Source organism: Tessaracoccus sp. ZS01 (genome assembly GCF_022342445.1).
GTDB lineage: Bacteria > Actinomycetota > Actinomycetes > Propionibacteriales > Propionibacteriaceae > Arachnia.
In genome coordinates this window covers 455,250-471,699 of sequence record NZ_PQFE01000001.1, presented here as the reverse complement: position 1 = coordinate 471,699, position 16,450 = coordinate 455,250, and the positions used below count along the sequence as shown (strand labels likewise).

Sequence of the window (16,450 nt, the reverse complement as noted above, 5' to 3'; positions counted from 1 at the left end):
ACAAGCTCCGGGCGCGCGGCGGCGTCGCCATCTTCCGCTCATCCTAGGGGGTCGGCCGCCGCCTAAGAGGCTGGGTGGAGGATCGCGACGCATTCAATGTGGTGCGTCATCGGGAACAGGTCGAAGCCCCGGATGGAGACAGGCTCATAGCCTTCGGCGGCGAACGTCTTCAGGTCGCGCGCCAGCGCAGCCGGGTCGCACGCGACGTAGGCGATGGCCCGTGGGCGCCGGGCCGCCACCGCCCGAACCACGCCGGCTCCCGCGCCCTTGCGCGGTGGGTCCAGCACGATCAGGTCCGCCCACTCCGGCAACTGCCGGTCGGCGCGCTCGACGGGCAGTGCGTAGAACTCGCCCTCTGGTACGTTGCGCCTGGCCAGTTCAACCGCCCCACGGCCGGCCTCGACCCCCAGCACCAGGCAACCGGCGTCGGCCAAGGCACCGGCGAACAGGCCGACGCCGCAGTAGAGGTCCATGGCCCGCTCCCCCGGCTCGGGACGCAGCCCGTCCAGCACGGCTCGGCTCAGGGTTTCGGCGGCGGCCGGGTGTACCTGCCAGAATCCGCCGGCGGCGACGGTGTACGTCCGTCCGAGCACCTTCTGCTGCACGGGATCCGGTCCCTTGAGGCGACGACCGCTGATCAACGTCACGCTCCGGTCCGCCACGGTCACCTCCAGGTCGACGCCGGGATCTGCGAACGCCTGCAGCTCCTCCACGGTGGACCCGGGGGCGGCGATGAGGCAACCCTGGTCCGGCAGCGGCACGATGTCGTGCGAGCGCCGGGCCCGGAGGCCGACCGAGCCGTCGTCGTCGACGGCGTAGCGAACGCGGGTGCGCCAGTCGAGCAGACCTCCGGGCACCGCCTCGACTTCGCCGTCCCAGGTGAGCCCGGCGAGCCGCTCGAGCTGCTCGGCCACCACCGCTGTCTTGAGGGCGAGCTGCGTGTCGGCATCGGCGTGCTGCCAGTCGCAGCCACCGCACCTGCCTGCGATGGGGCAGGGCGGGACCACGCGCCCGGGCGCCGCGTCGAGCACCTCCGTCACGCGGCCGCGGTCGAACTTGCTGCCGCGGTCCGTGATCTCCAGCCGGACCCGCTCTCCGGGCAACCCGCCGGTGACGAAGACAACCTTGCCGTCGAGCCGCCCGACGATGTAGCCACCGTGCGCCACGCGCTCCAACATGACCTCAGTCATCATCTACCGATCCTTGGTTGCGACGCGCGACGGGTGAGGTCGCGGCGCCTGCCTGAACTGCGCAACTGGTAGGGCACCGACGTCACCATGACACCCTGCATGAAGTGCAACCTGGTGCGGATGAGCAGCGCCGTCTGGTTGTGCAGCAGCTGTTCCCACCAGTGTCCGACGACGTACTCGGGGATGTAGACGCTGACGACGTCGCGCGGGTTCTCCGAGCGAAGCTCGCTGACGTAGCGGATGAAGGGGCCCGTGATCTCGCGGTAGGGAGACGCGATCACCTTGAGCGGAACGCCGAAGTCTTCGTCCTCCCATTCGTCGAGGATCTGCTCCACCTCGTCGTCGTCGATGGCGACGGTCACCGCGGTGAGCGTCGTGGGTCGCGTGGCGCGTGCGAACGCAATGGCCTTGACCGTGGGCAGGTTGACCCGCTGCACCAGGATGACCCCGCGCACCCGGCTGGGGAGGGCGCGATCAGATTCCGGCGTGAGGGCCAGTTCCCTCGACACCGCCTTGTAGTGGTTCGAGATGGCGAGCATGACGAGGAACATGGCGCCCATCGCCACGAGGGCGAGGTACGCGCCGTGGGTGAACTTCGAGACCAGCACCACGAGCAGCACGATCCCGGTGAGGGAGGCACCGATGAAGTTGATCACCCGGCTGCGCACCATCTGGCGGCGCTCGGCGGGGTCGTGCTCCGTGCGCAGCGCGGTGGTCCAGTGCCGCACCATCCCGATCTGCCCCACGGTGAAGGAGATGAACACCCCGACGACGTACAGCTGGATGAGGGCCGTCACGGAGGCGTTGAAGGCCAGCACCAGGGCGATGGCGCCCAGCGACAGCATCACGATGCCGTTGGAGTACGCCAGCCGGTCACCGCGCGAGTGCAGCTGCCGTGGGAGGTACCCGTCCTTCGCCAGGATCGACGCCAGGGAGGGGAACCCGTTGAAGGCGGTGTTGGCCGCGAGGAACAGGATCAACATCGTGGCAGTGATCATGATGTAGAAGCCCGGCTGGAACCAGTCCATGAACACCACACGGGCCAACTGCCCCGTCACCGTGGTGGCGGCGCTATGGATGGTGTTGCCCGCGGCGTCGACGTAGTGGGTGCCGGTCAGCTCGTCGATGAGGTGCACCTTGGTGAGGTTGGCCAGCGAGATGATGCCCACCAGCATGGTGATGGCCATGAGGCCCAGCAGCGCCAGCACCGTGGCGGCGTTGCGGCTCTTGGGCGGCCGGAACGCCGGCACCCCGTTACTGATGGCCTCCACGCCGGTCAGCGCCGCGCACCCCGAGGAGAAGGCGCGGGCGAGGATGGCGATCAGGGCCCAGCCGGCCAGGTCGGCCGCGCCGTCGGGCCGCACGACGATCAGGTCTGCGGTCTCCGACTTGAGGTCGTGGCCCAGGACGAAGATGCGCAGGAGACCGATGGCGATCATCGACAGCATGGAGACCATGAAGACGTAGGTCGGGACCGCGAACGCGCTGCCGGACTCGCGCACGCCGCGCAGGTTCACCAGGGTGAGGAACGCGATCACGCCCACCGCCGTCCAGGCTTCGTAGCCCTCCAGGAACGGCGCCATGGCCTTGGCGTTGATCACGCCGGCGGAGACCGACACAGCGACGGTCAGCACGTAATCCACCATGAGGGCCGACGCGACCGTCAGCGCGGCGTGCCGGCCGAGGTTCTCGCGCGCCACTTCATAGTCTCCGCCGCCGCTGGGATAGGCGTGGACGGTCTGCCGGTACGACGCGACCACCACCGCCACGACGATGGCGACCAGCAGGCCGATCTCCCAGGAGAAGAGGAAACCCGCCATGCCCGCCAGGGACAGCGTGATGAGGATCTCGTCGGGCGCATACGCCACGGAGCTCAGCGCGTCGGAGGCGAACACGGGCAGCGCGATGCGTTTCGGCAGCAGCGTCTCGCCCATCTGGGCGTTGGCCAGACGTCGTCCCACCACCATGCGCTTGAGCGCCGAGATCACGTTCACAACGCTCAACGTAGACCTGTTCCCCCCAAATGTCATCGGCGCACCCTGGTGCTATGTTCTGAACACACGGGTGCTCATCCCGACCGTCGGAGGAGACAAGGGTGCATATCGTCATCATGGGCTGCGGCCGCGTGGGGGCCATGCTCGCCACGGGTCTCGAGAAGCGGGGCCACAGCGTGGGGGTCATCGACCAGAACCCTGAGGCGTTCCGCCGGCTGGGCAACGACTTCAAGGGAATCACAGTGGAGGGCATCGGGTTCGACCGCGAGGTGCTGGAGGCCGCCGGTATCCGCCGCGCAGACGCCTTCGCCGCGGTCAGCTCCGGCGACAACTCCAACATCCTCTCGGCACGCGTGGTGCGCGAGAACTACCACGTCAGCAACGTGGTGGCCCGCATCTACGACCAGGGCCGCGCCGAGGTGTTCGAGCGGTTGGGCATCCCCACCGTCGCGACGGTCAAGTGGACCGTGACCCAGATGCTCCGCAGGCTGCTCCCCGCAGGGAGCCAGCCGGTGTGGTCAGACCCCACCGGCGACGCCCGCCTCATGCAGATCCACGTCCACAACGGCTGGGTGGGCCGCCGGGTCAGCGAACTGTCAGCTGCCGCAGACGCCCCCATCCCGTTCCTCCTGCGGGTGGGACGCGGGCTGGTCCCGGACCGCGACACGATCTATCAGGACGGCGACCTCATCTTCGTCGCCTGCTACACCGAGCGGGTCGATGAACTCGAGACGCTCTTCGCCAACGCCCCCGGCCGGAACTAGGAGGACGAGATGCGCGTCGCCATCGCGGGAGCAGGCAACGTCGGCCGCTCCATCGCCCGTGAACTGATCGCCAACGGCCACCAGGTCCTTCTGATCGAGAAGGACCGCTCCGCCATTCACCGCGGTGCCGTCCCTGGCGCCACCTGGCTCGAAGCTGACGCCTGCGAGCTCAGTTCGCTCGAGGAAGCGGAGTTGGACCGCTACGACGTGGCCATCGCGGCCACGGGTGACGACAAGGCCAACCTCGTCCACTCCCTGCTCGCCAAGACCGAATTCGGCGTGCCCCGAACCGTTGGCCGGGTCAACCACCCGGGCAACGAGTGGATGTTCGACGACCAGTGGGGCGTCGACGTCTCCGTCTCGACGCCCCGCCTGATGTCGGCCCTCGTCGAGGAGGCTGTGTCCACGGGCGACCTCGTTCGGCTGCTGACCTTCACGAAGTCCACGACGCATCTCTCGGAGATCCGGCTTCCCGTGGGTTCACGCTTCATCGGCCACCGCATCCGCGACATCCAACTGCCGGGCGACGCGGTGCTGGTGGCCATCATCCGCGACGGCGCCCCGCTGACCCCCGAACGCGACCGTGCGTTCGAGGCGAGCGACGAGCTGCTGTTCCTGGTCACCCAGGAATCCGAGCCTGACCTGGCCGAGCTCTTCGACCCGGAATCAGAGCCCGAGGAGAGCTAGGGGATGATCTCGAAATCCGGGTTGTAGATCACCGGATTTCCGTCCTCGTCGGCGAGCCTGCCGGCAACGCGGATGTGGCGCCCCGGCATCAGGCATTCGAGCCGGCTGCGGCCCATCCAGATCAACCGGACGGTGCCGGAGCCGTCGTTGACCTCCGCCTGCAGCCAACCGTTCTCGGCATCAGAGGTGATAGAGACGATCTCGCCGCGGAGCGTCACTCGACTGCGCGGCTCGCACCGTGCCAGTTGCTGTGCCCCGCTGTCCTCGGCGCGCTGGATCAGCTCAGTGGCCTCCAACTCCTCGATCGGGGTCACCCAGCGCCGCAGCCGCTCCCGGAGCGACGTACGAGTCATTTCTCAGTCCTCCTGCGCCGCCTGCTGCTGGGCCTGCTGCGGCACCGTCATGGGGAGCAGGCTGCCAGGTGCTGCCGGCGCGGTGCCGCGACGGACGACGAGGGCGCTGAAGAACTCGCGCAGCGCCACCTGGACGTCTTCGTTGTTGGGCTCGAACGTGGCCTTGCCGAGGAGAACTCCCCGGAGCACCCAGCCGGGGCCGGGCACCAACCAGGTGCGCGACACGTGCATGGCTGGATTGCCGTTGGGGTCTGTCATGGGCAGCGACCGGCGGACCTCAGCTCCGAAGGGACCCTCGACCAGTTCGATGCGCCCCTTCTGTTGCTGGGTGGCGCGGATGATCTCGGAGCGGATCTCGGGCACCATCGACGACTTTCCCGGGCCGGCGAAGACCGCCACCTCGAGGGCCGACTGGTTCCCGTCGCCCACGAGCAGGGACTGCACGGTGTTGGTGTCCTTGTTGACCTGCAGCTGCAGGGACATGCCTTCGAAGGGCGTGAGCACGAGCGTGCCGAGATCCAGGCGCTGCACCTCGTCGGCGTCGGCCTCGAGGTCCACCTCTTCGATGTCGAAGGGGCCCCAGTCACGGTCGAATTCGGCGTCCCACAGGGCCGCCTGCTCCTCGATCGGCGTCACTTCGGGCTGCGCCTCGGCTTCTGCCGGGCGGTCTTCCGCTTCTTCCGCGATGCGCTCGTCCACGACGTCAGTGGCCGGCCGGTTCTGTTCGGCCTCAGCGGGGCGCTTCTTGCGTCCGAAAATCACAGGTCTTCCTTCTGATCTCAGGGTGTGGTGAAACCACCAGTTGAACCATACCCACCGATCCCGCGCGAAGTCTCATCGAGATCGTCCACGGGTGTGAAGGAGGCCGTCACAAAAGGCATGATCAGCAGCTGCGCGATCCGGTCCCCGGCGCTGAGCCGGATGGGGTCGTGCGGGTCGAGGTTGATCAAGCACACCTTGATCTCACCGCGGTAGCCGGCGTCGATGACACCGGGTGAGTTGACGATGCTCAGCCCGGTCCGCGCCGCGAGCCCTGAGCGGGGCGTGACCAGACCGACGTGACCGTCGGGGATGGCCACCGACACGCCGGTGCCCACGAGGCGGCGCTCCCCCGGCGCCAACACCGCGTCCTCCGTCGTGCGGAGATCAGCGCCGGCGTCGCCCGGGTGCGCGTAGCTGGGGAGGTGCCCGTCGGCAGCGACGGTGTTGATGTTCATCGCGCAATCTCGCTGAGCGCTGCGGCGAGTTCGGCGGGGCGCCGGGTGCTGACGAGCCACCGCGAGTGCGGGTCTGCCGGATCCGCCAACTCCACCCGCACCAGGCCGTCGATGAAGGGCCTGGTGAAGAGGAACTCGCGGTTGTCGGCGCCGGGGCCGAGCGCCTGGCGGGCCGCCTCACCCTCGAGCGCGGTCACCTCGCCGATGTAGTCCCGCTCGAGCCTGTTGCGCCCCGCGGTGAAGGCTTCGCCGTCGACGCTCAGGCGGGTGGCGCTGTAGGCGACAAGGCCCAGCCCGACGCCCACGAGGGTCAACGCGATGACGCTGATGGCCAACCACAGTTCGAGGTAGGCGAGCACGGCGACGGCGATACTTGCCACGAACAGGAGGCCGATCACGATCCACCACCAGGGGATGTGCAGGCGTTCGGAATAGCTCACGACAGTCACCTTAACCCGTGGGCATAATGGGCATGGATCTGGTGCCGTCGAAAGGAACCTTCATGGCAATGACCGAGAAGATCATGTGGAAGCTCTACGCGGGAGCTGCAGGTGCCGTCACGACGATGGTGGTGCAGAAGACCATCACGAAGGTCTGGGAGGCCGCCACCGGTGAGCCGCCGCCGGACCCCAATGATCCGGAGGCCCCGCTGGTCAACGGCCTCATCTGGGCAGCCGCCAGCGGCCTGGGGGTGGGAGTGGCGCAGCTCGTCATGAACCGCTACGTGCATCGCCGCTGGATGGCCAATTACAGCCACAACGGTCCGGGCAAGCTGCGCTCACGCCTCACCTGATCCAGCTGTCAGACGCAGTCGACGCAGTAGTACTGGCCGTTGCGTTCCTCCGCGAGCTGCGGGCGGGCCTTCACGAGGAAGCATGAAGCACACGTGAACTCGTTCGCCTGCCGCGGCAGGACGCGCACGGTCAGTTCTTCATGGGAGAGGTCAGCTCCCGGCAGCTCGAAGGATTCGGCCGCCTCGACCTCGTCCTCGTCAACCTTGCCTGAGTTCTTGTCAGCGCGACGCGACTTCAACTCCTCAAGCGAATCCTCGCTCATCTCCTCGTCGGTCTTGCGGGGAGCGTCGTAGTCCGTTGCCATCCGTGTATGTCCTTTCGTTGCCGCGATCGCGCTATGTGTACCACATCCCGCCAAAATGTGGGATACCCGCTCGGCACCTGTGTCTGGGAATGTGCCCTCCCAGCGCTCTGCCTACCGCGCGACGAGGGCGTACGCTGGTAAGTTGTCTCAGACAGTCGCCAGCCGTACGAGGAGCCCAATGGACCACTCTCTGACCCCACGGGAGATCCAGACCCGTGTCCGTGCGGGTGCCTCCATCGAGGACCTGGTTGCGGAGAGCGGAATGCCGGCCGAGCGCATCGACGCATTCGCCGGCCCCGTGCTCGCCGAACGCGAACATGTCGCCCAGACGGCCCAGGTGTCCACCGTGCGCCGTCGGGGCGAGTCCGGCACGCACAGGCGTCTCGGCGAACTCATCGCCACGAGGCTCCGCACGCGCAGCATCGACGCCGACGACGTCACGTGGGACGCATGGCGCCAGCCAGACCTCAAGTGGCGCATCGTCGCCCGCCTCGCCTCAGAGGTGGAGGCCGAGTCAAGGGTGGCCGAGTTCGTGTTCGACCCCAAGGGTCGCTTCTCGGTGGCCCACAACTCCGACGCCCGCTGGATGATCGGCGAGGAGGCGCGGGGCGACGCTCCCCCCGAGGAGGAGAACACCATCGACTTCCACGATGAACTCGCCCTGGTGCGGGCCACGCAACCCGTGACGCACCCCGGCGACGAGGTGCCGTCGTCGGAGTTGATGCACGACGGCAACGAGGACACCTCCGAACTCGACAGCCTGTATGACATGTTGAGCGGCATCAGCGAAGACTCGGTGCGCATCTACACCGGCATTCTGGACCCTGTGCAGGAGGAGGCCCCTGTGGCCGTACCCGAGGTGCAGACCGACGAGGATCCCGCCGTGGATGAACCCGCTGGAGACCTCACGGCCCCCGAGAACCCGGCCGAGGAGGCACCGCAGGATGAGGTCACGACGGTGATCGAGGACGAGCCGGTGACCGAGGTGGCGGAACCCACCCAGGACGCCCTCGTCGAGGCTGAGGACGAGCAGCAGAAGCCTAGCCGCCGTCGCCGTCGGGCGAAGGTGCCCAGCTGGGACGAGATCATGTTCGGCGGCCCCACCAAGTAACAGGCAGGGCAGCACAGCACGAAAGAACCCCCGGGCTTCAAGCAGTTCTGCTTGGAAGCCCGGGGGTTTCGCTTCAGCTACTGGTCAGCTGACCACCTGGGCCGCGCGCCGAACGCGCGGCCCAGGTCAGGATCAGCCTCGCTTCTCGGGCCCTCCGAACATCACGATGTTGTTGAAGACCCACTCGTTGTTCTGCGAGAAGGCGTACCCACCCGCAGGCTTCGCCGTGGCCGCGTACACCGTCGTCATCGTGTAGGAGCGGCACGCGCCCCTACCCGTGGCCGGGGTGTCACATTCCGTCTTCCACTGCCGACCGGCAGAGGTGAACAGGCCCTTGGTGGTCGACTCGAGATCACCCAGCGGATTGCCCTTCCACGCCTGACGCGTCATGTACGGCAGGTAGGTCAGGTTGTTGAACGCCCACCCCGACTCGCGGGCGAACTTACCGTCCTCGACCTTGACCACCGTGGCCCAGATCTCGGTGCGGCAACGCTCCGTCTGCGAGTAGGACTCACATTCCGTGAACCACTGACGACCGTTGAACTCGTGCTTGCCCGGCAGCGTGTAGGGCACCGTCGGGACGTACTTGTCCGAGGCCGGTGGAGCCGTCGTGGGCGTCTGCGTCGACGTGGCCGTCGGTTTGGGTGACGGCTTCGGCGTGGCCTTCTTGGCAACGGTCAGCGTGAAGCTGGCCGTTGCCGCGTTGGAGGCCTCATCCGTGACGGTCACCACGACGGTGAACACACCCGACGCCGACGGCGTACCGGCGATCAACCCGGTGGCCGCGTCGATGGTCACGCCGGCCGGCAGCCCGGTGGCGGCGTAGGTGAGGGTTCCCGGACGCTCGTCCGTGGCCCGCACCTGGATCGACAGCGCAGTGCCCACGGTGCCGCTCTGGGCGCCGATGGCCTCGACCACCGGGTCAGTGACGTCAGGTCCGCAGGGGACGGGCGGGGCCCAGGTCTCCGGCACCGGGGTGACGACCACCGGGGGCTCGGTCGACACGGAGCGGAACTCCAGTTCGCCGATGGTGGCGTGCGGATCCGTCGTGGAGTGGTTCTCCGTGATCACGATGCGCACATAACGCGCCGACACATCGAGGTCGATGTCCGTGGCGGCCCTGCCCGCGGGCAGCGTCTTGGCCATCGGCTCCGACCAGGTCACGTTGTCGTCGCTGTAGGCGATCGTGTAGTTCGACACCTGCCCGTTGTTGCTGTCCTGACGCGGCACCCAGGTGAGCCAGTCAAGGTCGTAGACCTTGCCCAGATCGACGTTGACGGTGTGCGGCATCGGGTCGTTCGGGTCCCACGAGGAGTGCCAGAACGTGTTGCGGACACCGTCGACCAGAGCGGCCGGCCTGCCATTCGGGGCAGGCTCGTTCAGGGCCTGCGACGAGGCGGTGGCCGTCGCGCCGGTGATGAGTTCCCCGGTGAGCGGCGCCCACGGCGAGTCAACAGTGATGACCTGCTCCGAGAAACGCCCGTCGACATCGGTCACGCGCAGCAGGTACTGACCGGCGAGCGTGCGGTACACCACCGGCATCGTCAGGTGGGCGCTGCCGTCGTCACTGATCCAGAAGCGACCCTGGATCGACGGATCCTCGGACTTCGTGTCGTTGGCGCCGGCGACCTCGATGGGGTCCTGGCTGAACTGGATCGTGGCGAGGCTGTTCGGCGTGAAGCCGGCCAGATCCGCGACGATACGGGTGTTGTCCTTGACGGTGGCATTCTCAACGCTCACCGTCGGGGCGACGCACACGTCCGGTGCCCAGGCGACGGGCGCGGTGTACCCCGTCTCGACAGCCACCTTGCCGGTCACGATGCGGCCATCGGAGAAGGTCACCGTCGCGTCGAAGGAGCCTTCGGCGGCGTAGGCGTGCTCGGCGCCCACCAGATAGCGCGAGCCTGAGTGCACCGGGGTGCGCTCCTGGACCGGCGTGAAGGTGGCGTCCACCACTGGCGAGCCGTCACCGAAGTCGACGGTGGCGGTCAGCGGGGCGGTGAGCTCCGAATTGCTGCGGCCGTCGGCGTCGTCGACGGTGTCGACCTGGATCGACGTGCCGTCAGCCGAGACCTTGGTTCCCGGGGCTGCGATGGTGGCAGGCTCCACGAGCATTGCGGTGCCCGGGGCTGCCTTGGCGTCCACACCCGCGGCTGCAACGTCCCACGCAACCTTGGGGCTGTCGTAGAAGTTGGAGTCCTTGGCCAGCAGCCTGGCGCCCATGGGCTCCATCCGCTTCATGAACTCCGTCACGTTGCGCTGCGCCTGCGGGGTCCAGCCGACCTCCGCGTGGGACATGGCGCGCGGGAACATCATGAACTCGTTCTGCGAGCCACGACGGATGGTCTCGGACCACATCGGTCCCTCCATGCCGAGGAGGTCGTCCTCGGTCACGGCAGGCAGATTTGACCCCGCCGGGGGCTCGACGACCGTCAGCGGGTTCCAGGTGTAGTAGTGGTCAAGATCGCCGATGCCGGCCCAGGTGAGGCCGATGGGGGTCTTGCTCGAGTACTTCATGTCCAGGTAGGCGCGGTTGGACGCGGACACGACCACCTTGGCGCCCGCCTGGATCGCCTCGTAGGTGCGCTGGGTGCCACCCGTCCAGTACTGGACGACGTCGCCCTCGGAGAGGCCAGCGTCGGCGAACTCGTTCCAGCCGATGGCGCTCTTGTTCAGGCCGCGGATGATGGTGATGACCTGACGTACGAACGCCTGGTAGTCGGCATGCGGGGTGGCGTGGGTCTCGTCGCCACCGACGTGGATGTAGGGGCCGGGGGTCATCTCAGCCAACTGGCCGAAGATGTGTTCCAGGGCCGTCCAGGTCTGGGGGTTGTTCACGTCCAGGGTGGACTCGCCCACGTTGCCGTTGTTCTGCTCGACGGTGTTGCCGTAGGCGGTGGCGAACGGCCGGCTGCCCGTGCTGTTCAGCTCCGGCAGGGAGTGCAGCATGGCACCCGTGTGGCCCGGCACGTCGATCTCGGGCACGATCGTGATCTGGCGGGCGGCGGCGTAGGCCACGATGTCGCGGTACTGGTCCTGCGTGTAGTAGCCGTTGCGGCCGATCTCCTGCTGGTAGCCGAAGTGCTTACCGGACTCGGTCTCGGCCATCGACAGATTCCCGCCGATCTTGTGCAGCCGGGTGTAGTCGATCTCGTCACCCTCAGCGCGGCCGTCGTTGGTGATCTCGATGCGCCAGCCCTGGTCGTCTGCCAGGTGCAGGTGGATGCGCGAGATCTTCACCGATGCCAGGGTGTCGATGATGTTCTTCAGGTCGTCGACCTCGATGAAGGACCGGGCGACGTCGATCTGGGTGCCGCGGTGCACGTAGCGGGGGGCGTCCTCAACCGTGACAGCGGGCGCGGTCCATTCGGTGTAGACGGTGTCGGGCGAGTAGATCATCGGCGGCAGCAGTTGGAGGAAGGTCTGAGCGCCGTTCCAGAGTCCGTGCTTGGCCTTGGCGGTGATCGTGGCGCGGCCCTCGGCCGTCACCAGCTTGTAGGGCTCATCCGTGCTCGGGGTAGCAACGACGGGAACCAGCGCGGGGTCCACCACGAACTCGATCGCGTTGCTGTCTGCAGCAGCCACGATGGGCAGTGCATAGCCAGTGGCCGCCCGCAGTTGCGCGGCGAGCAGTTCGGCGATGGGGGCTGCCTCGCCGGAGGCGACGATCCGGGTGTTCGCGTCGAGCGTGAAGGGCTGGCCCTCGTCCTCAGTCACCTTGACCGGCAACGGAACCAGGTTCACTGCGCCTGACGGTGGGGCCGGCGGGGTGGGCTCGGCGCCGTTCCAGACCTCGAACTCGTAGAGCGACACGCCCCACTTCGAGCCTCCGATGGGCGTACGGTCCTCGGCCTGCATGCGCACATAGCTCCATGTCTCGCCGGTGGTGGCGGCGTTGAGGGTCTGCTTGTCCAGCCCCGCCGTGCCGGCTGCCGGGCACGTGGGCCGGATCGACGCGGTAGCGTCGCTCCAGATGGTCCCGTCATTCGACACCTGCAGTTTGTACTGCGCGGCGCAGGCGGCTTCCCAGTAGATGTTGACGTGGTCGACGACCGTGGGCTGGGCCAGCTTCACCTGGAGCCAGGCCTGGTCGGAGTGGTTCGAGGACCACCGGGAGTTCATATCTCCGTCTGTCGCGTTCTCCGCGACCCAGGTGGTCGTCTCATTGCCAGAGGCACTGACGACGGCACCGTTGGAGGTCAACGCGACGTTGGTTCCGATGTCCTCGGCCGACGCCATCGTCGGCGCCACCATGGCGGCGACTCCGCTGAAGGCGACAGCCAACGCGGACACCAGGGCCGCCAGGCTCCTGGACTTTCTTCGCACGTGCATCTTCGCACCCTTATCTCGCTAGGCGCGCCACGGAACTGTGGCACGGTTTTCCTGCGATCCTCCCCGACCCTTCGGGGCATTGGGAACCGCGGACGCCGTATTGCGAAGGGCGAGTGCGCGTTTGCGCAGCGGGGTCAGTGGCTTGTCACAGGGCACTGTCGTCGAAAGGCAACGGATCCGGAGACAGCGTCGCCCGAGCCCTCGTCGCCGTCATCCGCCGACGGTGGTGCATGCGGCACAGCACCTCGTAGCGCACCTCTTCGCCCGCCGCGGTGTCACCCACCACGACCTGCGAACCCTCGGTGACCATCAACCCGTCGACGGTGCGCGCGTTGTGCGTTCCGCGGGCGCCGCACCAGCACAGCGGCCCCAGCGACAGCATCTCGAGCCTGTCTGCCAGCTCCACCAATCGTTTGGAGCCCGGGAACAGCTCCGTGCGGAAATCGGCGAGGATCCCGAACGCGTAGACGTCGAGTTGGAGTTCGTCGACGATCCGCCCCAACTGGTCGATCTGTTCCGCCGTGTAGAACTGGACCTCGTCACACACCAGGTAGTCGACGATGCGGCCGCTGGTCAGTTCGGTGATGACGTAGCGCCAGAAGTCGAACTCCGCTGAGACCTCGATGGCGCGGGCGCTCAGCCCCAGTCTGGAGGTGATCACGCCCTGCCCCGCCCGGTCCTGAGAACTGAAGACCCGTCCCCGCCGTCCATGGGTGGAATGGACGTGGTCCAGTTGCAGGGCCATCGTGGACTTGCCACAGTCCATCGGTCCGCTGTGGAACACAAGTTCAGCCATGTCTCCTCGGCATCCTGATCGCTTCTTCGTACACCTCGACGTAGGCGTCGGCCATGTCCGATGGCCGCAACCGCACGTCCACCTCGCGGTATCCCCGGCGCAACGCTGCAAGCCGGCCGGGTTCCGCCATCTCCCGTAGCCCGACGGCCAGCGCCTGCATGTCCGGGGCCACCAGGCGGCTGGTGGCAGGACTCAGTCCAGCGGTCAGCCGGTCGTCGCAATACAGCACCGGCAGCTCAGCGGCGCCGGCCTCGAGGATGACCATGGGCTGTACGTCGAAACGGTACGAACTGAGCACCATCGCGTCCGCCATCAGGTACTGCTCGGCCACGGCCTCGCGCTCGGAGAGCGCCCCGAGGAACCGCACGCCCGGCCCGGCGAGGGTCTCCAGACGGGCGCGCTGGTCGCCGTCGCCGACAATGACCAGTTCGGCGCCGGGGATCCCGGCCCGGTTGAAGGCCCGGATGGCCACGTCGAGGCGTTTCTCCTTGGCGAGTCTGCCGATGCTCAGGAAGCGCACTGCGCTCCTGTCGGTCCTGCGCGTGGCCTCGACGCCGACGAAGGTGTCGGCCGACGCGTTGCGGATCTCCCGGCCAGCGATGGGCTGCGCGACGGCGGCCTCGATGTTGTCCAGCATGTACTGGGCGGGACTGGTCACACGATCGACGTGGGCCGCGATCCACCCCAGGGAGCGCCAATCCATCCGCGTGAAGAAGCCGTTGTTGTCCGGCTCCGCAGTGCGGGGCGGCAACGCCGAAGTGAAGCGCGGCGGCCGTTTGGAGGCCAGCGCCAGCGCGCGGGTGACCAGCACCTCGTAGCCGAGCGACCCGAACACGGCCTTCACCGGCAGCGTGCTGTGGGTGCCGGCGATGTTGGCATGGAAGGTGTGCACGTGCGGGATGTTCTGCAGGCGCGCCAGGCGGGCGGCCAGCACCACCGCGCCCCGCTCCGTCTGGGAGTGCACGACGTCGAACGCGGCCCTCGCGGAGATCCTGCGGGCCCGACGCTCCGTCGGCTGCAGCACACTCAGGTGCGAGGGCAGGCCCTCCTTGTACAGCACGGGGCAGGCGATGGTCCGTACCCCGGGTGGCGGCACCAGGTGCCGGTCCGGCGCGATGAGGGTGACGTCGTGACCGAGGCGGGTGAGCTCCTCCAGTTGCGTCTGTACGGACCTGGAGATGCCCCCCGAGGCGGGGAAGAAATCGTCGATCAGGATCGCGATGCGCAGGCTCACCGGCCACCCCCGTGCATCAGCAGGGGGACCTCCATCTCGGCCGCGGTGAGGGAGCCGTGCATGCCCACCAGGGAGAACTCGCCCGGCGTGGCGTACGTCATCGCCGCCCAGGTACCGGTCATCGCCGCCACGACGTCCCCGATGCGCGCGGAGCTCATGTTGGACACGTTGGGTCCGAACCAGCCCGCCTCGATGGCCTCTTCACGGCGGAGCACCAGCGCCCGCTCACCGAACACCGATTCCCAGGCCCAGGCCAGGGCCCGGGGGTCCTCACCGTAGACGTGGCGGAATCGGGGCTCGCCGCCCAGGTGCGAGTAGCCGGCGAGCCGCGGTTCATCCTCGACGATGACGCGGGTGTCCTCAGGGACGTTCAGCATGCCGTGGTCACCGGTGATGAGCAGACACACCGACGGCGGCAGGGTCTCCACGAGGTGGGCGACGTAGTCGTCGATGACGGCCAACCGGTCGAGCCACTGCCAGCTGCCCGTCCCGTGGGAGTGGCCGTCCGAGTCGAGGAGCCGTTCATAGAGGTAGACGACGTCCGATTCGCGCAGCGCCTCCGTCACGTGGCCGGTGATCTCGTCCACATCGCCCTCATTGGCCACCGGGAACAGCCGGGTACCCGCAAAAGCGACCCTGGTGAGTGCGCTGCCGGCGAACCGCTCCAGCGTCACGGCCGCGCTGGGCCGCCCCTGGGAGGCCAGGCGCTGGAACACGGTGGGCTTCTGAGCGAAGCCCTCGATGTCGTCGGGGCCGCCCTCCCAGGTGAGCGAATTGATGACCCGGCCCACCGTCGGCTCGTAGAAGCTGTAGCCCATCACCCCGTGCTCACCAGGCGTGGCGCCGCACCCCAGCGACGTCAGCGACGTGGCGGTGGTGGACGGGACGGAACAGGTGAGCCGGTGGCCGCGGTCCAGGAGGCCGGCCATGGTCTCCGCGTGCGCGGCGTGCTCCCTGAGCTGGTGCCAGCCGAGCCCGTCGATCAGCAGCACGACGTACTGCCGGGCCTCGGGGATCTCGATCAGGGGGATCTCACCATCGAGCCGAGCCACGACGCTGGGCAGGAGGTTGGCGAGCGACAGGTCCCCGTAGCGAGGATCCACGAACGTGAACATCAGGCGACCACCAGCTGGAGGGCGGCGCCGAAATCCACGAGTCGCTTGGCGTTCTCACCGTCCGCCGCGGGGCTCATGCGCACGGTGATGTCGTCGGGCTGCAGCACACCCGTGTAGCCGTGGTCCGCCTCGCAGGTGGGGTCCTCACACGTGGCCGGGCCCAGGTCGAGCCGGCGAGCGGCGCCCCAGACGATCGTCAGCCAGGCTTCGTTCAGCCCGGAGCGCGTCTCTGGATTGGCCATGGCCCGCGTCACCACGACGGAATCGATGGCCCGCAGCGCGACCACCTCAGAGGTGGCGAGCGCCTCTGCGCGGCCGCCCTCACCCTCGTCGATGTGACAGATCTGCAACTGCTGCTCCGTGAGGACCAGCACCGTCATGTGCCGGTGCAGTTCGTGCCCCGCGAAGGTGGCCTCGTGCTGCACGAGGTAGTGCAGCACCGGTCGACCCTGCAATCCCATCAGCACCGTCTCGGCAACGAGGCTGGGATAGAACCCGCATTCGGCGATCTCGTCAATGAGGCCGGTGGGGAGAGTCTGGTTGTCGGCGGTCACCGGGC

The 16,450-nt window shown here is 67.8% G+C and carries 16 protein-coding genes; 4 read left to right on the top strand and 12 right to left on the bottom strand.

Translation table 11 applies throughout. The features are described from left to right. Positions 1–62 precede the first annotated feature (62 nt). Both C3E87_RS02275 and C3E87_RS02270 read right to left on the bottom strand, forming a co-directional pair. Complete coding sequence (locus C3E87_RS02275) at positions 63–1,193, bottom strand: class I SAM-dependent RNA methyltransferase (RefSeq protein ID WP_076058781.1); 1,131 nt, start codon at positions 1,191–1,193, stop codon at positions 63–65. Beyond that, on the bottom strand, positions 1,190–3,184 hold the full coding sequence (locus tag C3E87_RS02270; protein ID WP_076058778.1) for an APC family permease: 1,995 nt from the start codon (positions 3,182–3,184) through the stop codon (positions 1,190–1,192). The genes C3E87_RS02275 and C3E87_RS02270 overlap by 4 nt, the downstream gene beginning before the upstream one ends. Positions 3,185–3,300: 116 nt before the next feature. Here C3E87_RS02270 and C3E87_RS02265 point away from each other — a divergent pair, with 116 nt between their 5' ends. Both C3E87_RS02265 and C3E87_RS02260 read left to right on the top strand, forming a co-directional pair. Next, positions 3,301–3,948 (top strand): TrkA family potassium uptake protein, encoded by a 648-nt coding sequence (locus C3E87_RS02265; protein WP_076059482.1) that lies wholly within the window; start codon positions 3,301–3,303, stop codon positions 3,946–3,948. A 9-nt stretch (positions 3,949–3,957) separates the two neighbouring features. After that, positions 3,958–4,635: a TrkA family potassium uptake protein gene (locus C3E87_RS02260; protein WP_076058776.1), complete on the top strand. Its 678-nt coding sequence runs from the start codon at positions 3,958–3,960 to the stop codon at positions 4,633–4,635. Here C3E87_RS02260 and C3E87_RS02255 read toward each other — a convergent pair. Genes C3E87_RS02255 through C3E87_RS02240 form a run of 4 tightly spaced genes read right to left on the bottom strand, consistent with a single transcriptional unit; the run spans position 4,632 to position 6,645 of the window. Beyond that, positions 4,632–4,988: an OB-fold nucleic acid binding domain-containing protein gene (locus C3E87_RS02255; RefSeq protein WP_083665331.1), complete on the bottom strand. Its 357-nt coding sequence runs from the start codon at positions 4,986–4,988 to the stop codon at positions 4,632–4,634. The two genes, C3E87_RS02260 and C3E87_RS02255, sit on opposite strands and share 4 nt — an antisense overlap. 3 nt (positions 4,989–4,991) lie before the next feature. Next, positions 4,992–5,750 carry a DUF3710 domain-containing protein gene (locus tag C3E87_RS02250; protein WP_158069028.1) on the bottom strand — a complete coding sequence of 253 codons (759 nt, stop codon included), beginning with the start codon at positions 5,748–5,750 and terminating at the stop codon, positions 4,992–4,994. A gap of 17 nt (positions 5,751–5,767) precedes the next feature. Further along, positions 5,768–6,205: a dUTP diphosphatase gene (dut, locus tag C3E87_RS02245; RefSeq protein WP_076058773.1), complete on the bottom strand. Its 438-nt coding sequence runs from the start codon at positions 6,203–6,205 to the stop codon at positions 5,768–5,770. Beyond that, positions 6,202–6,645, bottom strand: coding sequence for a DUF3093 domain-containing protein (locus tag C3E87_RS02240; protein ID WP_158069027.1), 444 nt, complete (start codon positions 6,643–6,645; stop codon positions 6,202–6,204). The genes dut and C3E87_RS02240 overlap by 4 nt, the downstream gene beginning before the upstream one ends. Before the next feature lie 62 nt (positions 6,646–6,707). Between C3E87_RS02240 and C3E87_RS02235 the strand changes: the two genes are divergently transcribed. Next, complete coding sequence (locus C3E87_RS02235) at positions 6,708–6,998, top strand: DUF4235 domain-containing protein (protein WP_083665330.1); 291 nt, start codon at positions 6,708–6,710, stop codon at positions 6,996–6,998. 8 nt (positions 6,999–7,006) lie between these two features. Here C3E87_RS02235 and C3E87_RS02230 read toward each other — a convergent pair whose 3' ends face one another. After that, positions 7,007–7,303, bottom strand: coding sequence for a DUF4193 domain-containing protein (locus C3E87_RS02230; RefSeq protein WP_076058767.1), 297 nt, complete (start codon positions 7,301–7,303; stop codon positions 7,007–7,009). Between the two features lie 55 nt (positions 7,304–7,358). On the opposite strand from C3E87_RS02230, the gene sepH reads away from it, so the two are divergent. Further along, positions 7,359–8,414, top strand: coding sequence for a septation protein SepH (gene sepH, locus C3E87_RS02225; protein WP_083665329.1), 1,056 nt, complete (start codon positions 7,359–7,361; stop codon positions 8,412–8,414). A 132-nt stretch (positions 8,415–8,546) separates the two neighbouring features. On the opposite strand, the gene C3E87_RS02220 is transcribed toward sepH, so the two are convergent. From C3E87_RS02220 to C3E87_RS02200, 5 genes are all read right to left on the bottom strand, one after another. After that, positions 8,547–12,746, bottom strand: coding sequence for a family 20 glycosylhydrolase (locus C3E87_RS02220; RefSeq protein ID WP_083665328.1), 4,200 nt, complete (start codon positions 12,744–12,746; stop codon positions 8,547–8,549). A gap of 145 nt (positions 12,747–12,891) precedes the next feature. Next, positions 12,892–13,542, bottom strand: a complete 651-nt coding sequence (locus C3E87_RS02215; RefSeq protein WP_076058760.1) for a thymidine kinase — start codon at positions 13,540–13,542, stop codon at positions 12,892–12,894. Continuing rightward, complete coding sequence (locus C3E87_RS02210; protein WP_076058758.1) at positions 13,535–14,776, bottom strand: glycosyltransferase; 1,242 nt, start codon at positions 14,774–14,776, stop codon at positions 13,535–13,537. The genes C3E87_RS02215 and C3E87_RS02210 overlap by 8 nt, the downstream gene beginning before the upstream one ends. Then, entirely contained in the window at positions 14,773–15,891 is a 1,119-nt protein-coding gene (locus tag C3E87_RS02205; RefSeq protein ID WP_076058756.1) for an alkaline phosphatase family protein, read from the bottom strand. The genes C3E87_RS02210 and C3E87_RS02205 overlap by 4 nt, the downstream gene beginning before the upstream one ends. Further along, positions 15,891–16,445 carry a DUF5998 family protein gene (locus tag C3E87_RS02200; RefSeq protein WP_076058754.1) on the bottom strand — a complete coding sequence of 185 codons (555 nt, stop codon included), beginning with the start codon at positions 16,443–16,445 and terminating at the stop codon, positions 15,891–15,893. Before C3E87_RS02200 ends, C3E87_RS02205 begins: the two co-directional genes overlap by 1 nt. Between the last annotated feature and the right edge of the window lie 5 nt (positions 16,446–16,450).

Coding starts and splice junctions, on each gene's coding strand:
- C3E87_RS02205 (WP_076058756.1), bottom strand. CDS start 15,891: ATGTTCACGTTCGTGGATCCTCGCTACGGGGACCTGTCGCTCGCCAAC.
- sepH (WP_083665329.1), top strand. CDS start 7,359: ATGTGGGATACCCGCTCGGCACCTGTGTCTGGGAATGTGCCCTCCCAG.
- C3E87_RS02230 (WP_076058767.1), bottom strand. CDS start 7,303: ATGGCAACGGACTACGACGCTCCCCGCAAGACCGACGAGGAGATGAGC.
- C3E87_RS02255 (WP_083665331.1), bottom strand. CDS start 4,988: ATGACTCGTACGTCGCTCCGGGAGCGGCTGCGGCGCTGGGTGACCCCG.
- C3E87_RS02260 (WP_076058776.1), top strand. CDS start 3,958: ATGCGCGTCGCCATCGCGGGAGCAGGCAACGTCGGCCGCTCCATCGCC.
- dut (WP_076058773.1), bottom strand. CDS start 6,205: ATGAACATCAACACCGTCGCTGCCGACGGGCACCTCCCCAGCTACGCG.
- C3E87_RS02235 (WP_083665330.1), top strand. CDS start 6,708: ATGGCAATGACCGAGAAGATCATGTGGAAGCTCTACGCGGGAGCTGCA.
- C3E87_RS02220 (WP_083665328.1), bottom strand. CDS start 12,746: ATGCACGTGCGAAGAAAGTCCAGGAGCCTGGCGGCCCTGGTGTCCGCG.
- C3E87_RS02275 (WP_076058781.1), bottom strand. CDS start 1,193: ATGATGACTGAGGTCATGTTGGAGCGCGTGGCGCACGGTGGCTACATC.
- C3E87_RS02215 (WP_076058760.1), bottom strand. CDS start 13,542: ATGGCTGAACTTGTGTTCCACAGCGGACCGATGGACTGTGGCAAGTCC.
- C3E87_RS02265 (WP_076059482.1), top strand. CDS start 3,301: ATGGGCTGCGGCCGCGTGGGGGCCATGCTCGCCACGGGTCTCGAGAAG.